The sequence below is a fragment of the Micromonospora sp. URMC 107 genome, from assembly GCF_051386315.1.
In the GTDB taxonomy this organism is placed as follows: Bacteria; Actinomycetota; Actinomycetes; order Mycobacteriales; family Micromonosporaceae; genus Micromonospora.
The window spans coordinates 1-16,531 of record NZ_JBPQTK010000016.1 but is presented as its reverse complement, the minus strand read 5'-3'; the positions used below and the strand labels follow the sequence as shown (position 1 = coordinate 16,531).

20 protein-coding genes are annotated in these 16,531 nt (G+C 75.7%); 12 read left to right on the top strand and 8 right to left on the bottom strand.

What is annotated here, in order from left to right:
* Positions 1-10 precede the first annotated feature (10 nt).
* From ACSNN9_RS06005 to ACSNN9_RS05995, 3 genes are all read right to left on the bottom strand, one after another.
* Entirely contained in the window at positions 11-1,405 is a 1,395-nt protein-coding gene (locus ACSNN9_RS06005) for a VWA domain-containing protein (RefSeq protein ID WP_436671706.1), read from the bottom strand.
* 116 nt (positions 1,406-1,521) lie between these two features.
* Positions 1,522-2,928 (bottom strand): hypothetical protein, encoded by a 1,407-nt coding sequence (locus tag ACSNN9_RS06000; RefSeq protein WP_436671641.1) that lies wholly within the window; start codon positions 2,926-2,928, stop codon positions 1,522-1,524.
* On the bottom strand, positions 2,928-3,434 hold the full coding sequence (locus ACSNN9_RS05995; RefSeq protein WP_436671639.1) for a hypothetical protein: 507 nt from the start codon (positions 3,432-3,434) through the stop codon (positions 2,928-2,930). The genes ACSNN9_RS06000 and ACSNN9_RS05995 overlap by 1 nt, the downstream gene beginning before the upstream one ends.
* A 211-nt stretch (positions 3,435-3,645) precedes the next feature.
* Between ACSNN9_RS05995 and ACSNN9_RS05990 the strand changes: the two genes are divergently transcribed.
* From ACSNN9_RS05990 to ACSNN9_RS05975, 4 genes are all read left to right on the top strand, one after another.
* On the top strand, positions 3,646-4,026 hold the full coding sequence (locus tag ACSNN9_RS05990; RefSeq protein ID WP_436671638.1) for an ArsR/SmtB family transcription factor: 381 nt from the start codon (positions 3,646-3,648) through the stop codon (positions 4,024-4,026).
* A complete protein-coding gene (locus tag ACSNN9_RS05985) occupies positions 4,023-4,664 on the top strand; it encodes an SRPBCC family protein (RefSeq protein WP_436671637.1) in 642 nt (213 codons plus the stop codon). Before ACSNN9_RS05990 ends, ACSNN9_RS05985 begins: the two co-directional genes overlap by 4 nt.
* A gap of 117 nt (positions 4,665-4,781) precedes the next feature.
* A complete protein-coding gene (locus tag ACSNN9_RS05980) occupies positions 4,782-5,342 on the top strand; it encodes an NADAR family protein (RefSeq protein WP_436671636.1) in 561 nt (186 codons plus the stop codon).
* A 76-nt stretch (positions 5,343-5,418) separates the two neighbouring features.
* Entirely contained in the window at positions 5,419-5,931 is a 513-nt protein-coding gene (locus ACSNN9_RS05975) for an NUDIX domain-containing protein (protein WP_436671635.1), read from the top strand.
* A gap of 10 nt (positions 5,932-5,941) precedes the next feature.
* On the opposite strand, the gene ACSNN9_RS05970 is transcribed toward ACSNN9_RS05975, so the two are convergent.
* Both ACSNN9_RS05970 and ACSNN9_RS05965 read right to left on the bottom strand, forming a co-directional pair.
* The gene (locus tag ACSNN9_RS05970; RefSeq protein ID WP_436671634.1) at positions 5,942-6,481 is read right to left on the bottom strand and encodes an RNA 2'-phosphotransferase; all 540 of its coding nucleotides are present in this window, start codon (positions 6,479-6,481) and stop codon (positions 5,942-5,944) included.
* A 75-nt stretch (positions 6,482-6,556) separates the two neighbouring features.
* The gene (locus ACSNN9_RS05965; protein ID WP_436671632.1) at positions 6,557-7,606 is read right to left on the bottom strand and encodes an aldo/keto reductase; all 1,050 of its coding nucleotides are present in this window, start codon (positions 7,604-7,606) and stop codon (positions 6,557-6,559) included.
* Between the two features lie 166 nt (positions 7,607-7,772).
* Here ACSNN9_RS05965 and smpB point away from each other — a divergent pair, with 166 nt between their 5' ends.
* Together smpB and ACSNN9_RS05955 are read left to right on the top strand one after the other, a co-directional pair.
* Complete coding sequence (gene smpB, locus ACSNN9_RS05960) at positions 7,773-8,267, top strand: SsrA-binding protein SmpB (RefSeq protein WP_357883867.1); 495 nt, start codon at positions 7,773-7,775, stop codon at positions 8,265-8,267.
* Between the two features lie 146 nt (positions 8,268-8,413).
* Positions 8,414-8,806: an SCO5389 family protein gene (locus tag ACSNN9_RS05955; RefSeq protein WP_436671630.1), complete on the top strand. Its 393-nt coding sequence runs from the start codon at positions 8,414-8,416 to the stop codon at positions 8,804-8,806.
* Positions 8,807-8,866: 60 nt separating this feature from the next.
* Here ACSNN9_RS05955 and ACSNN9_RS05950 read toward each other — a convergent pair whose 3' ends face one another.
* Positions 8,867-10,006: a hypothetical protein gene (locus tag ACSNN9_RS05950; RefSeq protein ID WP_436671628.1), complete on the bottom strand. Its 1,140-nt coding sequence runs from the start codon at positions 10,004-10,006 to the stop codon at positions 8,867-8,869.
* Positions 9,898-11,019 (bottom strand): transporter substrate-binding domain-containing protein, encoded by a 1,122-nt coding sequence (locus tag ACSNN9_RS05945; RefSeq protein WP_436671626.1) that lies wholly within the window; start codon positions 11,017-11,019, stop codon positions 9,898-9,900. The genes ACSNN9_RS05950 and ACSNN9_RS05945 overlap by 109 nt, the downstream gene beginning before the upstream one ends.
* A gap of 198 nt (positions 11,020-11,217) precedes the next feature.
* Between ACSNN9_RS05945 and ACSNN9_RS05940 the strand changes: the two genes are divergently transcribed.
* Genes ACSNN9_RS05940 through ACSNN9_RS05925 form a run of 4 tightly spaced genes read left to right on the top strand, consistent with a single transcriptional unit; the run spans position 11,218 to position 14,292 of the window.
* Positions 11,218-11,643 carry a TOBE domain-containing protein gene (locus tag ACSNN9_RS05940; RefSeq protein WP_436671625.1) on the top strand — a complete coding sequence of 142 codons (426 nt, stop codon included), beginning with the start codon at positions 11,218-11,220 and terminating at the stop codon, positions 11,641-11,643.
* Positions 11,640-12,419, top strand: coding sequence for a molybdate ABC transporter substrate-binding protein (gene modA / locus ACSNN9_RS05935; RefSeq protein ID WP_436671624.1), 780 nt, complete (start codon positions 11,640-11,642; stop codon positions 12,417-12,419). The genes ACSNN9_RS05940 and modA overlap by 4 nt, the downstream gene beginning before the upstream one ends.
* Positions 12,416-13,231 carry an ABC transporter permease gene (locus tag ACSNN9_RS05930; RefSeq protein ID WP_436671623.1) on the top strand — a complete coding sequence of 272 codons (816 nt, stop codon included), beginning with the start codon at positions 12,416-12,418 and terminating at the stop codon, positions 13,229-13,231. The genes modA and ACSNN9_RS05930 overlap by 4 nt, the downstream gene beginning before the upstream one ends.
* Entirely contained in the window at positions 13,228-14,292 is a 1,065-nt protein-coding gene (locus ACSNN9_RS05925) for an ABC transporter ATP-binding protein (RefSeq protein ID WP_436671622.1), read from the top strand. Before ACSNN9_RS05930 ends, ACSNN9_RS05925 begins: the two co-directional genes overlap by 4 nt.
* A gap of 51 nt (positions 14,293-14,343) precedes the next feature.
* On the opposite strand, the gene ACSNN9_RS05920 is transcribed toward ACSNN9_RS05925, so the two are convergent.
* Positions 14,344-14,907 carry a type II toxin-antitoxin system Phd/YefM family antitoxin gene (locus tag ACSNN9_RS05920; RefSeq protein ID WP_436671621.1) on the bottom strand — a complete coding sequence of 188 codons (564 nt, stop codon included), beginning with the start codon at positions 14,905-14,907 and terminating at the stop codon, positions 14,344-14,346.
* 166 nt (positions 14,908-15,073) lie between these two features.
* Between ACSNN9_RS05920 and ACSNN9_RS05915 the strand changes: the two genes are divergently transcribed.
* Both ACSNN9_RS05915 and ACSNN9_RS05910 read left to right on the top strand, forming a co-directional pair.
* Positions 15,074-15,859 carry an RNA ligase family protein gene (locus ACSNN9_RS05915; RefSeq protein ID WP_436671620.1) on the top strand — a complete coding sequence of 262 codons (786 nt, stop codon included), beginning with the start codon at positions 15,074-15,076 and terminating at the stop codon, positions 15,857-15,859.
* A 206-nt stretch (positions 15,860-16,065) separates the two neighbouring features.
* The coding region (locus ACSNN9_RS05910; RefSeq protein ID WP_436671618.1) for a cellulose binding domain-containing protein at positions 16,066-16,531 on the top strand (466 nt) is incomplete at its 3' end.

The following is a 16,531-nucleotide window of genomic DNA, read 5'->3' as shown; positions in this document are numbered from 1 at the left end:
GGTTGTTCTCCTAGGTGAGGAAGCTCTTGAGCTCGAAGACGAGTTTGCGGATGTGGCCGGAGATGACCGGGGTGCCCAGGTCCTTGAAGCGCTGCCGGAACCAGGGGTTGACGCTCTGCTGGCCCGAGCTGTTGACCGAGCCGACCGGGATGAACCGCACCCCGGAGCGGTGCACCGCCTCGATGCCGTCGAACAACGGCTGGGAGCGGTCGAACTCGTAGAAGTCCGAGATCCACACCATGACCGTGTTCCTCGGCTCGACGATCTTCGGGCGGGCCAACGCCATGGCGACCGGGCCGTCGTTGCCGCCGCCCAGCTTGGTGCGCAGCAGCACCTCGAACGGGTCGTGCACCCACGGCGTGAGGTCCAGCGCCCGCGTGTCGTACGCGATCAGGTGCACGTCCACCTTGGGCAGGCCGGCGAAGATCGACGCGAGGATGGTGCAGTTGACCATCGAGTCGACCATCGAGCCCGACTGGTCCACGACCACGATCAGCCGGGCCGGGGTGACCCGGCGGGCGGTCTGCCGGTAGTAGAGCCGGTCGACGTAGAGGCGCTCGTCCTCCGGGCTCCAGTTGGTCAGGTTCTGCCAGATGGTGCGGTCGAGGTCGAGGTTGCGGTACACCCGCTTCGGCGGCACGGACCGGTCGACGACGCCGACGCTGGTCTGCGCGACCTGGGTGCGCAGCACCTCGGCGACCTCGTCGACGAACCGGCGGATGAGCGCCTTGGCGTTGGCCAGGGCCACCCCGGAGAGGTTCGCCTTGTCCCGCAGCAGCTGCTCGATCAGCGACATGCTCGGCGTCAGCCGGCTGGCCAGCACCGGATCGGCCAACACCTCCCGCAGGTGCATCCGGCGGACCAGGTCGCCCTCGAGGCCGGCCAGCACCTTGCCCAGGCCGTCGCCGCCCTGCCGGCGCAGCCCGCCGGGCTCCATCCCGAGGGCCTGCTCGAACCAGCCGGCGTCGGACTGCCACCGGGCCAGCTGGCCGGCGTCGACCGCCCCGTGGCCGGTGGCGAACACGTTGAGCAACAACTTCGACACCAGCGCGGCGCGGCGTACCTCGGCGGCACCCGGCGGCCCGTCACCACCGGACCGGCCGGCGGAGTCGGATCCCGGGACGCCCCCGGCGGCGGATCCGCCGATCTCCCCCGGCCCGGCGTCCCCGGCGGCGGCGGGGCCGACGGCCGGCGCGTCGTCGACGGGCCCGGCAGACCCCGCAGACGGCACGGCGGCGGGCGCGGCGGATGCCGGCACGGCGGCGGCCGGATGGCCGTCGGGCGCCGGGCGGAGCAGGCCGCGCAGCTCGTCGGCGATGGCCGGGAAGCGCTGGACGACGGTGTCCACGGACACCGCCGGATCCAGCAGGGCGGCCGGCAGGCCGAGGTCGTCGACGACCGCCATGCTGGCCGACTCCAGGGTGGGCTGCTCGTCGGGGTCGAAGAGCCGGGCCAGCAGCCGCCAGTAGAGCACCTGGCGCCGGTTGGCGTCGGCGAGGTCCGCGGGGGTCGGAGAGTCGTTCATCGGCGCAGCAACCGTCCCGCGCGCTCGCGCAGCACCGCCACGGCGTCGCCCGCCTTGGCCTCGGCCTTGGCGACCTTCGGGTCGGTGACCCCGCCCGCCCAGTCGCCGGTGTGCGCGTCGACCGGCCGGCGCTTGACGGTGGCCCGCACCGCCAGGGGTTGCAGCAGCCACCGCCCGTCGTCCCACCGGACCAGGCCGAGGCACGCGGAGGAGGCGGCCACCAGCTCGGGGGTGAGCGGGCCGCAGGAGGGCAGCCGGTCGACCGCGACGGCGATCGGCTGGCCGTCGAGCGCGAAGGTCGTCTCGCCGTCGTCGTCGCGCACGGTGTAGCCCTCCACCAGCACGGGCTCGGCGATCCCGACGGGGTGCCGCTGAAGCGGCGCCGACGCCGCCGCGACCGCGGTCGGCAACAGGACCCGGGCGGTGGCGAACGGGTCGGCCGGCTCGCCGAGCCGCACCCGGTCGTCGTGCCAGAGCAGGTCCGCCCCGTGCAGCGGCAGAGCGGTGACCGTGAGGCTGCGCCGCTCGGCCAGCGCGGCCAGCAGCACGGGATGGGCGTCCAGCAGGCGCCACAGCGCCGGCCCGACGATCGTCTCCACCTTGACCGCGCCTACCGCGCAGCGGACCAGGCGGGGCGGCCCGCCGTCGGCCGGTTCGAGGATCGCGTGCAGCTGCGCCTGCACGGCGGTGTCGTGCTCGTGCACGTCGACGCCGAGCACCAGCAGCCGCCCGGAGACCTCCTCGACGGCGGTCGGGACGGAGGCGGCCGGCGCGTCCTGGGCGAGCAGCACGCCCCGGGCCCAGAGGTCGGCCCAGCGCCGCAGCGGCGGCTGCGCCATCGTGGCCACCGGCACGCAGGCCCGCAGCTCGGCGGCGAGCCCGTCGAGCAGCACCGCCAGCCGGCGCAGGCCGGGCTCGGCGAGGGCGGCCTCGATCGGCGCGCCCGCGGCGGCCACCAGCTCGTGGTCGAGGCCGCCCCACCCGGTCACCGCCACCTCGTGCAGCCAGGCGCGTGCGGCGGCGCGGGCCGGAGAGCCGGCGCCGGAGGGCTCGACCGCGCCCGGGGCCCAGGGGTCGCGGGCCCGGCCCAGGGCGGTGTCGAGCTGTCCGAGCAGCGCGTCGTGGGCGGCGCCGAGCAACGCGCACCGGGCGCCGGCGAGCGCGAGGAGGTGTTCCTCGACGACCGAACCGGCGGTCACCTTGCCGGCCGCCTCGGCCAGCCGGTCGCCGAGCGGGGTGGCGGCCAGCGCGCCGGCCAGGGCGGCCAGCGCGGCTGCGTCGTCCTCACCCACCCGGGCAAGGCCGCGGAGCAGGGCGTCGTCGAGGCCGGCGACCAGGTCGAGGGCGTCGGTCAGGCCGGTCGGGGCGCCGTCGCGCAGGACGGCGAGCTGCGTGCCGAGCATCAGCGGACCGCCCCGGTGGCCGGGAACCAGTGCAGCTCGGGCAGGGGGACCGTGCTGCCGGGCAGTTCCAGGTAGGACAGGTGTCGCAGGAAGCGGCTGAACACGACGGCGGCCGGGGTCGGCTCGTGCCGCCCGGCCAGGGCGGCGAGCAGCTCCCGGGCGGTGTCCACCTCCGCGCCGACGTCGACCCGCAGGTAGCGGGCGACCCGGTCGGCGCCGTACTGCAGCAGCGCCTCCTCGGCCAGGGCGTGCAGGTGCTTGCACGGCGCGCCGCGCAGCCCGCCGCAGGGACGGTTGTTGTTGGTGCTGCAGTGGTAGGCGTGGGTGCCGGAGGCGATCGACGAGACGTAGACCCGGTCGACGTCCGACCCGCTGGAGACCACGCCCTGCAACCGCCCGTCGGCCAACTCCACGAAGGGCACCTTGGCCAGCTTGCGGGGCCGCGCGGGCGGCACCACCCGCACCGTGCTGCGTCGTCGCCACGCGGTGCGTTCCGCGTCAGCCACTGTCCGACCTCCCGTCCGCCGCTGCCGGCGCCGCCCATGACGATCCGGACGCCGGCGGGGTCGCCGACGTCGCTGTGACGACAAGGATCATGGACCACGGGTACGACACGACCCCGGGGCGGGTTCGCGGGCGGCGGCCGACCGATCCGGTGCCCCCGGACACGCCGGATCACGACTCGCTTAAATAAGTCTCGCCTGATATAACGGTCTCGTGCACGCCTTCGACGTACTCGGCGACCCGGTGCGGCGCCGCATCCTCGAGCTGCTCACCGACGGCGAGATGACCGCCGGTGGGCTGTGCGACGTGATCCGGCGGGAGTTCGGGATCTCCCAGCCGGCCGTCTCCCAGCACCTGAAGGTGCTGCGGGACAACGGCTTCGCCACCGTACGGGCGGAGGGGACCCGGCGTCTCTACGCCGTCGACCCCGGGCCACTGCGGGAGGTCGACCGCTGGCTCGACCACTTCCGCCGGTTCTGGACGCCGCCCCTGCACGCCCTCGCGACCGAGCTGGCCCGAGGCAGGCGCGAACGGCGGCTGCGCGAGCAGCCGCCCACGACAGACGACACGACCGACCACGGGAGAGACCGATGATCGACGCGACCGAGCAGATCAACGCCGTACGCCGTCAGCTGGGCCGGCGGGTGCTGGAGGCCGGCGAGGCCCGGGTGATGACCATCAGCCAGACGTACGACGCGCCGCTCCAGGACGTCTGGGACGCCTGCACCAACGCCGAACGGATCCCCCGCTGGTTCATGCCGATCTCCGGCGACCTGCGGCTGGACGGCCGCTACCAGCTGGAGGGCAACGCCGGCGGCACGATCGAGCGCTGCGACCCGCCGAAGGGCTTCGCCGCCACCTGGGAGTTCGGCGGCGAGGTGAGCTGGATCGAGGTGCGGCTGACGCCGGTCGAGGACGACCGGACCCGCTTCGAGCTGGACCACGTCTCGCACGTCGACCAGGAGCGCTGGGACCAGTACGGTCCGGGCGCGCTCGGGGTCGGCTGGGACCTGGCGCTGCTCGGCCTGGCCTCGCACCTGGCCGCCGACGGCAGCGGGGTCACGCCGGAGGAGAGCGAGGCCTGGGTGGTCTCCGAGCAGGGCCGGCGGTTCGTGACGGCGAGCAGCGAGCGGTGGGGCGAGGCGAGCGTCGCCGACGGCACCGACGCCGGGGCCGCCCGGGCCGCCGTGGAGCGCACCACCGCCTTCTACACCGGCGCGCCGACGGCCTGACCGCGCGGGGACGACGGCGGCCTGACCGTGGGCGGAGCGCCGGCGGCCTGACCGCGCGGCGGCGCGGCCCGGAAAAGCGGGCGCGTTCCGTCGGACCCCTGAGGCAGACTCGCCGCCATGTCGCCACGATCCGTCGCCGAGCTCGTCGCCGCCGTCCGGGCCGGAGAGAAGATCCGCTACCTGCACTTCTGGGGTCACCGACCGCAGCGCGACGGCAGCGTCGGGCCTGGCTGCCTGAGCCAGTGGTGGCCGGCCCCGTTCGGCGACGGCGAGCGGACGTACGCCACCGCCGAGCACTGGATGATGTGGCACAAGGCGATGCTGTTCGGCGACACGGCGGTCGCCGAGCGCGTCCTGGCTGCCGGGCACCCCCACCGCGCCAAGGCGCTCGGCCGCCAGGTCCGCGGCTTCGACCAGGCGACCTGGGAGGCCCGACGCCACGACATCGTGGTGGCGGGCAGCGTCGCCAAGTTCGGCCAGCACGACGACCTGCGGGCGTTCCTGCTCGGCACCGGCGAGCGGGTGCTCGTGGAGGCCAGCCCGGTCGATCCCGTCTGGGGCATCGGCCTGGCAGCCGACGACCCGCGCGCGGACGACCCGGCGCGCTGGCAGGGCGCCAACCTGCTCGGTTTCGCCCTCATGGCGGCCCGCGACGCGCTGCGCGCGGGCCGCCCGTGACCGCCGGGAGCCGCCACCGCGCGCCCGGGGCGGCGGGCCGCGGCGGCCCCCGGCACGCCGGGTAACGTGCTGCGGCATGACCGCCGTGGCGTACTCCCACTGCTCCTTCTGCGGCGCCGCCTACCCGCCGGCGGCCGGGTGGCCGCGGGTCTGCGCGGCCTGCGGCCAGACGGTCTGGCGCAACCCGGTGCCCGTCGCGGTGGCGGTGCTGCCGGTCCGCACGGCCCGGGGCCTCGGCGTGGTCGTCGTCCGCCGCGACATCGAGCCGGCACGCGGCCAGCTCGCGCTGCCGGGTGGGTTCGTCGAGTACGGCGAGGAGTGGCAGGAGGCGCTGGTCCGGGAGCTGTGGGAGGAGACCGGCCTGCGCGCCGACGCCGCCGACGCCCGGCTGCTCGCGGTGCACGGCGCCCCGGCCGGCGGCACGATGATGGTCTTCGGCGAGCTGCCCGAGCGGCGGGCCGAGGCGCTGCCGCCGTCGGCGCCGACCCAGGAGGCCACCGAGTGGCTGGTGCTCACCGAGCCGGCGGAGCTGGCCTTCTCCACCCACACCCGGGTGCTCGCCGACTTCCTCACCCGGCGCGCGGGCTGAGCCGGGCCGCTCAGTCGGCCAGGTACCGGGCGGGCACCGCGTCGGTGAGCCAGACGCCGTTGGCGCTGCGGTAGAAGGCGTGCCCGTCGCGGGCCATCGCCGCCGCGTCCACGGTCAGCACCACCAGCTCGCCCGCCCGGCGGGCACCCACCCGCCGGGCGGTCGCCACGTCCGGCGACAGGTGGACGTGGTGCCGGCCGGCCCGGTGCAGGCCGGTGGCCCGGATCGAGTCGAGCGCGACGCGGCTGGTGCCGTGGTAGAGCCGCGCCGGCGGCGGGCTGGGCGTCAGCCCCAGGTCGACCGGGATCGAGTGCCCCTGGTTGGCCCGGATCCGCTCGACGCCGTCGGCCCCGCGTTCCACGGCGAAGCGCTGCTTGTCGTTGTCGGCCACCACGGCGTCCAGGTCGGCGCGGTGGATCCGCAGCGCGGCGAGCAGGTCGTCGACCGACACCCAACCGGCCCCGTCGGGCACGAGGCCGAACTGGGCGGGCTCGTGCCGCAACGCCAGGGACATCCGCTTGCTCAGCCGCACCATCGCCCGGTGATCCATTGGCGGAGTCTCCCCCGCCGGGCCCCGGCGGCGCCATCGGATTCGCCGGGCCCGGCTCCGGGCGCGAGACGGCGCTCAGGCGGCGGCGCGATCAGCCGCCGGCCGGCGGCGGCGGGCCGGGTCGGTCAGCGCGGGCGGGCGCCAGACGCCGTCCGGGGGGTACAGGTCGGTGCCCGGCGGGACGATCTCGTCGATCCGGTCGAGCACGGCGTCGTCCAGCACCAGCCCGGCGCCGGCGAGCAGGCCGTCGAGCTGCGTCATGGTCCGTGGCCCGAGGATCGTCGAGGTCACCGCCGGGTGGGCGGCGGTGAACGCCACGGCCAGCTGGGGCAGGGTGCAGCCGACGTCGCCGGCCAGCTCGACCAGCCGCTCGACCGCCTGGTACTTGGCGGCGTTGCCGGGCGCCGACGGGTCGAACCGGCCCGGGGTCAGCGCCGGCCGGCCGGCGGTCAGGTCGACCGGGCGGCCCGCGCGGTGGCGGCCGGAGAGGAAGCCGGAGGCGAGCGGGCTCCAGACCAGCACCCCCATGCCGTACCGCTGACAGACCGGCAGCACGTCGGCCTCGACGCCCCGGGCCAGGACGGAGTACGGCGGCTGCTCGGTGCGGAACCGGCCGAGGGCGCGCCGCTCGGCCACGTGCTGCGCCTCGACGATCTCCTCGGCGGGGAAGGTGGAGCAGCCGAACGCCCGGATCGTGCCGGCTCGCACGAGGTCGCTGAGCACGCCGAGGGTCTCCTCGACGTCGGTGGTGTGGTCGGGGCGGTGCACCTGGTAGAGGTCGATCCAGTCGGTGTCGAGCCGGCGCAGGCTGTCCTCGACGGCGCGCAGGATCCAGCGTCGCGAGTTGCCGCCCCGGTTGGACCCCTCCCCCATCGGGAAGTGCACCTTGGTGGCGAGCACGACGTCGTCGCGGCGGCCCCGCAGCGCCCGGCCGACGATCCGTTCGCTCTCGCCGGCCGAGTACATGTCGGCGGTGTCGACGAGGTTGACGCCGCGGTCGAGGGCGGCGTGGATGATCCGTACGCAGTCGCCGTGGTCGGGGTTGCCGACCGCGCCGAACATCATGGTGCCGAGGGCGTGGACGCTCACCTCGATGCCGGTGCCGCCCAGGACGCGGTAGCGCATGCTCGTGCTCCTCGTGGTCGCCGTGCCCGGCGGCGGAAACCCCGGGCGTGCGGGTCACGGTAGGAATTCGAGTGCGTTGGAAGTCAACACCGCGACGACCGGCGACGCTCGACCGACCGCCGGCACTCAGGGCCGGGCGTCGCGGGCAGCCGATATCCTCGACCGGGTGAACCCGGCCCGGCAGACCGAGCGCAGGCTGATCGCCTCCAACAAGAAGGCGCGGCACGACTACACCGTCCTCAAGACCTACGAGGCGGGCATCGTGCTGGCCGGCACCGAGGTCAAGTCGCTGCGCGAGGGCCGGGCGTCGCTGGTCGACGCGTTCGCCCAGGAACGCGACGGCGAGCTGATGTTGTACGGCCTGCACATCGCCGAGTACGGCTTCGGCAGCTGGACCAACCACGCGCCCCGGCGCACCCGCAAGCTGCTGCTGCGCCGGGTGGAGATCGCCCGGATCCTGGAGCGGACCCGCGAGGGCGGCCTGACCCTGGTGCCCCTGTCGATGTACTTCTCGGGCGGCTGGGCGAAGGTCGAGCTGGCCCTGGCCAAGGGCCGGAAATCCTACGACAAGCGGCAGGCGCTGGCCGAGCGGGACGCCGAGCGGGAGATCGCCCGGGAGCTGGGCCGCCACCTCAAGGGCCGCACCGCGCGGCGGGGCTGACCGCCGCCCCGTCGACGCACCGTCGTAACGGTGGGTCGGCGCGGCACGCCGGAGAGTCGTTGACGCGACGCCTCCGTCATGATGTGCTCACTCGGCCACGGTAATGAAAACCGTAGTCATTACCGGCGAATCGGAGGAGGAGCATCATGTCTCTCACCGTCCCGCCCGCCCTGCTCGACGCCGCCGAGCGCGGCCCCGTCGACGACGCCGAGTTCGTCGCGTGCGTCCGCGACTCGCTGCCGTACGCCTGGCAGACGGTCAGCCGGGTGGCCGCCGAGCTGGCCGCCACCGGCGCGGACCACGCCGACAACGTGATCCCGCCGCCCACCGACGCCGAACGCGGCCAGTTGCTGCGGGCGCTCGCCAGCGACGCCATCCGGGCCGGCCTGGAGCGGCACTTCCAGGTCAAGCTCGCCTTCCAGAACTGCCACCGGGTCGCCGCGTTCCGCCCGGCGGCCGTCGACTCCGACGCCTACCGGCGGTTCGTCTCCGCCCGGGGCCAGCTGCTCAACCAGTCCCCCGAGCTGCGCAACTGCTGACCCCGTGCGGCCGGCGGGCGGAACGGGCGGCGAAGGCCCGTGCCGCCCGCCGGCCGGCCGTCAGCGAGCGCCCGGCGACGGCGGCGCGGACGGCCTGACGGACCCGGGGAGCGGCGGCGCGGACGGGTCGGCGGGTTCGACGGCCGGCACCCGGCCGAGGCAGCGCGGGTCGGCCCGCCCCGCCGGCTGCCGGGGAATCATCCAGTCCAGCGCCGTCTCCTCCACGTGCCAGCCGTACACGTCCACCCGGCTGACCGGGATCCGCCCCGGGTCGGGGCAGAGGAGCTGCCCGCGTACCCGGTCGTTGGGCAGGAAGCGCACCTCGCCCCGCCCGTCGAGCACGATCGTCATCCGGTCGGTCACGGTGACCGCCTGACCGCGTACCACCTCCCGGACCGGGCCCGCCTCCGGGCCGACCTCGACGGCGACGGCGGGCAGCAGCGGCACCCGCAGGAAGACCACCCCCATCACCAGCGGCACCACCGCGGCCACCGCGTAGGCGAGGGCGCGGGTCAGCGCCGGGGCGACCGGGCGCGGCACCGGGCCGGTGAGCACCACGGCCCCCAGCGGCGGCACGACCAGCAGCAGCGTCGTGGCCAGCTCGCCGGCGCGGATCGCGGTCGGCACGGCGGGCGCCAGCCAGGCGTAGCTCGCGGCCGCCGCCACGACCGGCAGCACCAGCGCGGTGACGAGGAGCCGGCGCGGGCGGTCCGGGTGCCGCAGCCGGGTCCGCAGCGCCAGCAGCCAGAGGGCCAGCATCACCAGCAGCGGCAGGAACCGCAGCTGCCAGGTGAGCGCCGCCAGCGCGATCGCCGCCACCAGCACCCAGCCGGGGGTACGCACGGTGCCGTAGGCGAGCAGCGAGCGTTCCGGGTCGAACCGGTCAGGCGCGCTGACCTGGAGCAGCCGGCCGAGGACGGCCAGCACCAGCACGACGAGCGGGAACGCCCACACCAGCGCGATCAGCAGGGCGCTGAGCAGCCCGAGCGGGCTGACGTACTGCACCAGCAGCAGCATCGTCGGCATGTCCTGCCGGCTGAGCCGCCAGAGCCGCAGCACCAGCAGCAGCACCGGGAACGCGGGCAGCAGCGTCAGCAGCCACTGCTGCGCCTGTTGCGCCTGCTTGGTGCCCGGGCGGCGGTCGGCACGCCCGATCGCGGCCGGCTCGGAGACGGCAGGGCCCATCTCTCCCACGGCCACTGCCGCACCTCCACCTTTTCCTCGGGCTCCGGCTGCCGGCCGACCGCCACCTGCTGCGGGTTGCTGTACTGCTGCTCCGAGGCCAGGTACCGGTCGAACGCCGCCTTCCACCGGTCGCCGTCGGGGCCCTTCGCCGACTCGTAGAGCGAGAGGTTGACCAGGTCCCGCATCTCCGGGATGGGGCCGGTGTTCACGCCCCACTTCTCCGCCGACTCCGCGCCGATGTCCCAGTGCCGCAGCTCCTTGGGGCGCTGCAGCTTCGTCGCCGGCGGCAGCTCCCCCGGCGGGCGCGGGCCCACGAAGCCGGCCAGGATCGCCGCGTCGGTGGTGACCGCGTCGACCTCGCCGTCGTAGAGCGCCTGGATGCACTGGCTGATCCGGTTGCGGCCGATCGGGCTCGCGCCCGCCTCGCGCAGGCGCTGTTCCGAGGTGGACGTGCCCAGCGTGCAGACCTTCGCCCGGTCGAGGTCGCGCAGGCTGGCGACCTGTCGAGGGTCGGAGGCGAGCGTCAGCACCGACTGCTCGGTCTCCAGGTAGGGGAAGGAGAAGACCACGCCCTGGTCCCGACGCTGCTCCGTGATGCTGTAGGAGGCGATGACCAGGTCGACGGTGACGAAGCTGCCGTCGGCGTCGCGCGCCTGCCGGCGGGCCCGGTCCTCGCTCTCGATCGACAGCAGCGTCACCTCCGGGGCGTCGAAGCCCAGGTCCTCGGCGATCATGTACGCGATGTCGATGTCGAAGCCCTCGAACGCGCCGTTCTCCAGCTTCTGCGCCACGCCCGGCTGGTCGTCCTTCACCCCGATGACCAGCCTGTCCCGGTTGGTCAGCCCGGCCCGCTCGCGCAGCTCGTCCCAGGTGGGCGGGCCGGTGGCCACGATCACCCGGACCGTGGCCGCCACGACCACCACCAGCAGGAGCAGCAGGGCCGCCAGGCGCACCTGCCGGGACCTGGACGCGCGGGCGGGAGCCGCCGGCGCCGGCGGGGTGCTGCTGGTCTCGTCGTCCCGACCCAACTCGGCCCCTCCCCGTCGCCGTCCCCCGTGCGAGCCCTTCATTGTGGTCTATCCCGCCACGCCACGACAGCAGCCGGTCGGGCGGCCGTGTCGTCGGCACCCGGCACCGCGTACGCCAGGTTAGGTGGCCGCCCGGGGCGGCAGCCGCGACGGGCGCCCCTACCCATGCCTCGCATCTGCGGTCGCTAGGGTGGGCCGGTGACGACGTTCCGCATCTCGGAGGCCGCCGAGCTGCTCGGGGTCAGCGCCGACACCGTGCGCCGCTGGGTCGACGCCGGGCGGCTCGCCGCCGGCCGCGACGCGCACGGTCACCGGGTGATCGACGGGGTCGACCTCGCCGCGTTCGCGCGCGGCCAGGCCGCCGACCCGGACGACCGCTCGGACGCCTCCTCGGCCCGCAACCGGCTGCGCGGCATCGTGGTCAACGTCGTCAAGGACACCGTGATGGCGCAGGTCGACATCCAGGCCGGGCCGTTCCGGGTCGTGTCGTTGATGAGCCGCGAGGCTGTCGACGAGCTGGACCTGCGCGTCGGCTCGCTGGCCGTCGCGGTGATCAAGTCGACCACGGTGGTGGTGGAACGCGCCCGGCCGTCGGGGGGCTCCCGGGGGAGGCAGGCGTCGTGAGAGCGGGTCGGCCGCGCACAGTCGCGGCGGTGGCGGTGGCGGCCCTGCTGGCCCTGGCCGGTTGCGGCGGCGCGGGGGCCGGCGGCGGGGGCGACTCGACCGGCGGCACGGTGACCGTTTTCGCCGCGGCCTCGCTGACCGAGTCGTTCACCCGGCTCGGCCGGGACTTCGAGGCGACCCGCGAGGGCGCCACCGTCGCCTTCAACTTCGCCGGCAGCGCGGCGCTGGCCGCCCAGATCAACCAGGGCGCGCCGGCCGACGTGTTCGCCTCGGCGGCGACGCGGAACATGGCCACGGTCACCGAGGCGGGCAACGCCGCCGGCGACCCGGCCGTTTTCGTCCGCAACCAGCTCGTCGTCGCCGTGCCGAAGGGCAACCCCCGGGGCTTCGCCGGGCTGGCCGACCTGGCCCGGCCGGGCGTGAAGGTCGCGCTCTGCGCGGAGCAGGTGCCCTGCGGCGCGGCGGCGCGCACGGCGCTCGACGCGGCCTCGGTCGCCCTCACCCCGGTCACCCTGGAGCAGGACGTCCGGGGCGCGCTGTCCAAGGTGCGGCTCGGGGAGGTCGACGCTGCGCTCGTCTACCGCACGGACGCGCTGGCCGCCGCGGCAGACGTGACGGCCGTCGAGTTTCCCGAGTCCGCGCGTGCCGTCAACGACTACCCGATCGTCGCGCTGCGCGACGCGCCGAACCCCGACGGCGCGCGGGCCTTCGTCGCGTACGTCCGCTCGCAGCGGGGGCGCACGGTGCTCACCGAGGCGGGGTTCCAGGTTCCGTGACGCGTACCCACGGCCTGCGGACCCGCCGGCGGGGCGCCCGGGTGCCCGTCGCGCTGCTGCTGCCCGCCGCGCTGGGCCTGCTCTTCCTCGTCCTGCCGCTGCTCGGGCTGCTGGCCCGTACGCCGTGGGCCACCCTGCCGCAGCGGCTCGCCGCGCCGGGCGTGCTCACCGCGCTGCGGTTGTCCCTGCTGACCGCCACCCTGGCCACGCTGCTCTGCCTGGTGCTCGGGGTGCCGCTGGCCTGGCTGTTGGCCCGCGTCGAGTTTCCCGGCCGACGCCTGGTACGCGCCCTCGTCACGGTGCCGCTGGTGCTGCCGCCCGTCGTCGGCGGGGTGGCCCTGCTGCTGGTCTTCGGACGGCGGGGTCTGCTCGGCGGTTGGCTCGACGCGACGTTCGGGATCACCCTGCCGTTCACCACCGCCGGCGTGGTGCTGGCGGAGGCGTTCGTGGCGATGCCGTTCCTCGTGATCGCCGTGGAGGGGGCGCTGCGCGGCGCCGACGGCCGGTACGAGGAGGCGGCGGCGACCCTCGGCGCCGGCCGCTGGACGACGTTCACCCACGTCACCCTGCCCCTGGTGGCCCCCGGCCTGGCGGCCGGCGCGGTGCTGTGCTGGGCCCGGGCGCTCGGCGAGTTCGGCGCCACCATCACCTTCGCCGGCAACTACCCGGGGCGCACGCAGACCATGCCGCTGGCGGTCTACCTGGCCCTGGAGACGGACGTGCAGGCCGCCGTGGTGCTCAGCCTCGTCCTGCTCACCGTCTCGGTGGCCATCCTCGCCGGGCTGCGCGACCGCTGGATCACCAGCCCGTGAGCGCGCCCCTGCTCGACGCGCACCTGGTGGTGGAGCGGGACGGGTTCCGCCTCGACGTCGCGCTGCGGGTCGCCGCCGGCGAGGTGGTCGCGCTGCTCGGCCCCAACGGGGCGGGCAAGACCACCGCGCTGCGCGCGCTCGCCGGCCTGCTCCCGCTGACCGCCGGGCACGTCACCCTCGACGGTGTCGACCTGGACCGGCCGCGGCGGCGGGCCTGGACGCCGACCGAGCGCCGGGCGATCGGCGTGGTCTTCCAGGACTACCTGCTCTTCCCGCACCTGAGCGCGCTGGAGAACGTGGCGTTCGGGCCCCGGCGGCACGGTGCCGACCGGCGCACGGCCCGCCGGACCGCCCTCGACTGGCTGGACCGGGTCGGCCTGGCCGAGCACGCCCACCGCCGGCCCCGGCAGCTCTCCGGCGGGCAGGCGCAGCGGGTCGCGCTGGCCCGCGCGCTCGCCGTCGGGCCGGCGCTGCTGCTGCTGGACGAGCCGCTCGCCGCGCTCGACGCGCGTACCCGGCTGGACACCCGGGCGGAGCTGCACCGGCATCTCGCCGCGCACCCGGGGGCCGCCCTGCTGGTCACCCACGATCCGCTGGACGCGCTGGTGCTGGCCGACCGGCTCGTGGTCGTCGAGGAGGGCCGGGTGGTGCAGGAGGGGGACGCCGCGACCGTCACGGCGCGGCCCCGCACCGACTACGTGGCCCGGCTCGTCGGGTTGAACCTGCACCGGGGTCACGCCGACGGGCACCGGGTCAGGGTGGCCGACGGGCTGACCCTCACCGTCGCCGACCGGCTCGACGGGGCGGCCTTCGTCGCGTTCCGGCCGTCGGCGGTGGCCCTGCACCCGTCGCGCCCGGAGGGCGGTCCGCGCAACACCTGGGCGGCGACGGTGGCTGGCGTGCAGCGGCACGGCGACAACCTGCGGGTGCGGCTCGACGGGCCGATCGGGGTGGCCGCGGACGTCACGCCGGCCGCCGCCGCCCAGCTGCGGCTGGCCCCCGGCCAGCCGGTCTGGGCCGCGGTGAAGGCGGCGGAGACGCACGCCTACCCCGCCGGCTGACGCTCCCGACCCTGGCCGGCTTCGGTGTCGGGGGCGGCGCCCGGCGCGAGGTCAGCCGGGTCGAGGCCGAGCGCGGCGGCCCGCGCAACCACTGCCCGCGGCGGCGTCGGGGGTGCGGTCGACGGCGGCGCACCGGAGCCCGGCGGGGAGCCGCGCGACGCGGACCCGGGGTGGCGCGGGGCCGGGCGGGTCAGGCGGCGGGGGCGCGGCCAGCAGGTCGGCGTGCGCGGCGCGGAGCCTGGCGAGGCCGGGGTCGCTGCCCGGCGTGACCCGGCGGTCGAGTTCGGCCCAGACCTCGGCGAGGGCGGCGGTGACCGCGCGCAGCTCGGCGGCGTGCCGGTGGCTGCTGCGCCGGTGCGCCTCGTCGAGGCGCCGGGCCCAGCCGGCGGTGACGGCGGCGAGGCGATCGGTGTCGGCGCGGGCCTGGGCGGCGCTGCGGGCGGCGGCCGCCGGGACGATCGCGGCGACCGGTCGGGGGTCGCCGTCGCGGGTGACGACGGTGACGGTGTCGGTCAACTCGGCCAGCGCGACGAGCTGGGTGAGCCGGGTGCGCGCCTCGCGAAGCGGCACCGAACGCGGCTGGTCGGTGTGCGGGGTGAGAGCGGGGACAGCCATGGATGGATGGTCGCCCCCGGGTACGACATTTCCGCACGCCGACGGTCCAGGATGGAGCCGCGGACCAGAAACTGGCGCGAGCCGGGGCCCTCCCGGCGGATACGCTGCCGGCCCGGCGCCGCACCGCGAACCGGCGCGGCGCACCTTGCCACGTGAAGGAGCTGCCGTGTCCCGCCTCGACGTCCGGACGGTCGACCTGCGGACGATCAACTCGCTGACCAAGTACCCGTCGATCCCCACCTACCACGCCCTGGACCCCGGCAACGGCGGGCTGCTGGCGGAGTGCGTGGCGTTCACCGGGCCGGTCACCATCACCGAGAAGGTCGACGGGACGAACGCCCGGATCGTCGTGCTGCCCGGCGGCGCGTACCTGATCGGCAGCCGCGAGGAGCTGCTGTACGCGCGCGGCGACCTGATCGGCAACCCGGCGCTCGGCATCGTCGACGCCCTGCGCGACGTGGCCGAGCGGCTGACGGTCGCGGCGGCGGACGACCGGATCACGGTCTTCTACCTGGAGGTGTACGGCGGCAAGATCACCGCCGCCTCCCGGCAGTACACGGCCGAGCGCCGGGTCGGTCACCGGCTCTTCGACGTGGCCGTGCTGGACGACCCCGCGCCGATGCTCGACTGGCCGACCCCGCGGATCTCGGCCTGGCGCGACGGCGGCGGCCAGCGCTTCCTCGGCGAGGCGGACCTCGTCGGGCGGGCCGACGCGCTCGGCCTGGCGACCGTGCCCCGGCTGGCCACCGTCCCCGCCGACGAACTGCCCCGCGACATCGACGGGACGCACGCGTTCCTGACCGGTCACCTGCCTCGGACCCTGGTGGCCCTGGACGGGCCGGCCGGCCGCTCGGAGGGACTGGTGCTCCGCGCGGCGGACCGCTCGGCCATCGCCAAGGCGCGGTTCCAGGACTACGAGCGCACCCTGAAGCGCCGCGCGGGCCGGCGCTGACCACGGTTCGGCGGCGCGCCGGTCGGGCGCGCCGCCGAACCGGCCGGGCGGCAGAGGGCCGGCGGTCGGGCCCGGCCCGTCACTCGGCGCGGACGGGCGTCGAGACGCGACGGGAAGTCCGGCCCGAACGCCTGGACAATTACAGTTAACAATCCTAATAATTGTGCATCCGTCGATCCGACGGCCCTCGTACCCGGGAGGTCCGGATGCGTCGCCCTGCCCGAAACCTGTTGCTGGCCGCCGTCGCGGCCCTCGCCACCGTCACCGCCACCACGCTGACCCTCGCCGCGCCCGCCCGCGCCGCCGGCCCGACCGCCACCTTCGTCAAGACTGCCGACTGGGGCACCGGATGGGAGGGGCGCTACACCGTCACCAACGGCGGCCCGGCCACCATCACCGGCTGGCAGGTGGCCTTCACCCTGCCCGCAGGCACCACGCTCGGCTCCTACTGGGACGCCACGGTCAGCAGCGTCGGCCAGCGGCACACCTTCACCAACCGCTCCTGGAACGGCACCGTGGCCCCCGGCGCCTCGGTGTCGTTCGGCTTCCTGGCCACCGGCTCCGGTTCCCCCACCAACTGCACGCTCAACGGCGTGCCCTGCTCGGGCGGCACGCCCACCACCCCGCCGACCACGGCACCGCCCACGACCGCCCCGCCCACCACGGCGCCAC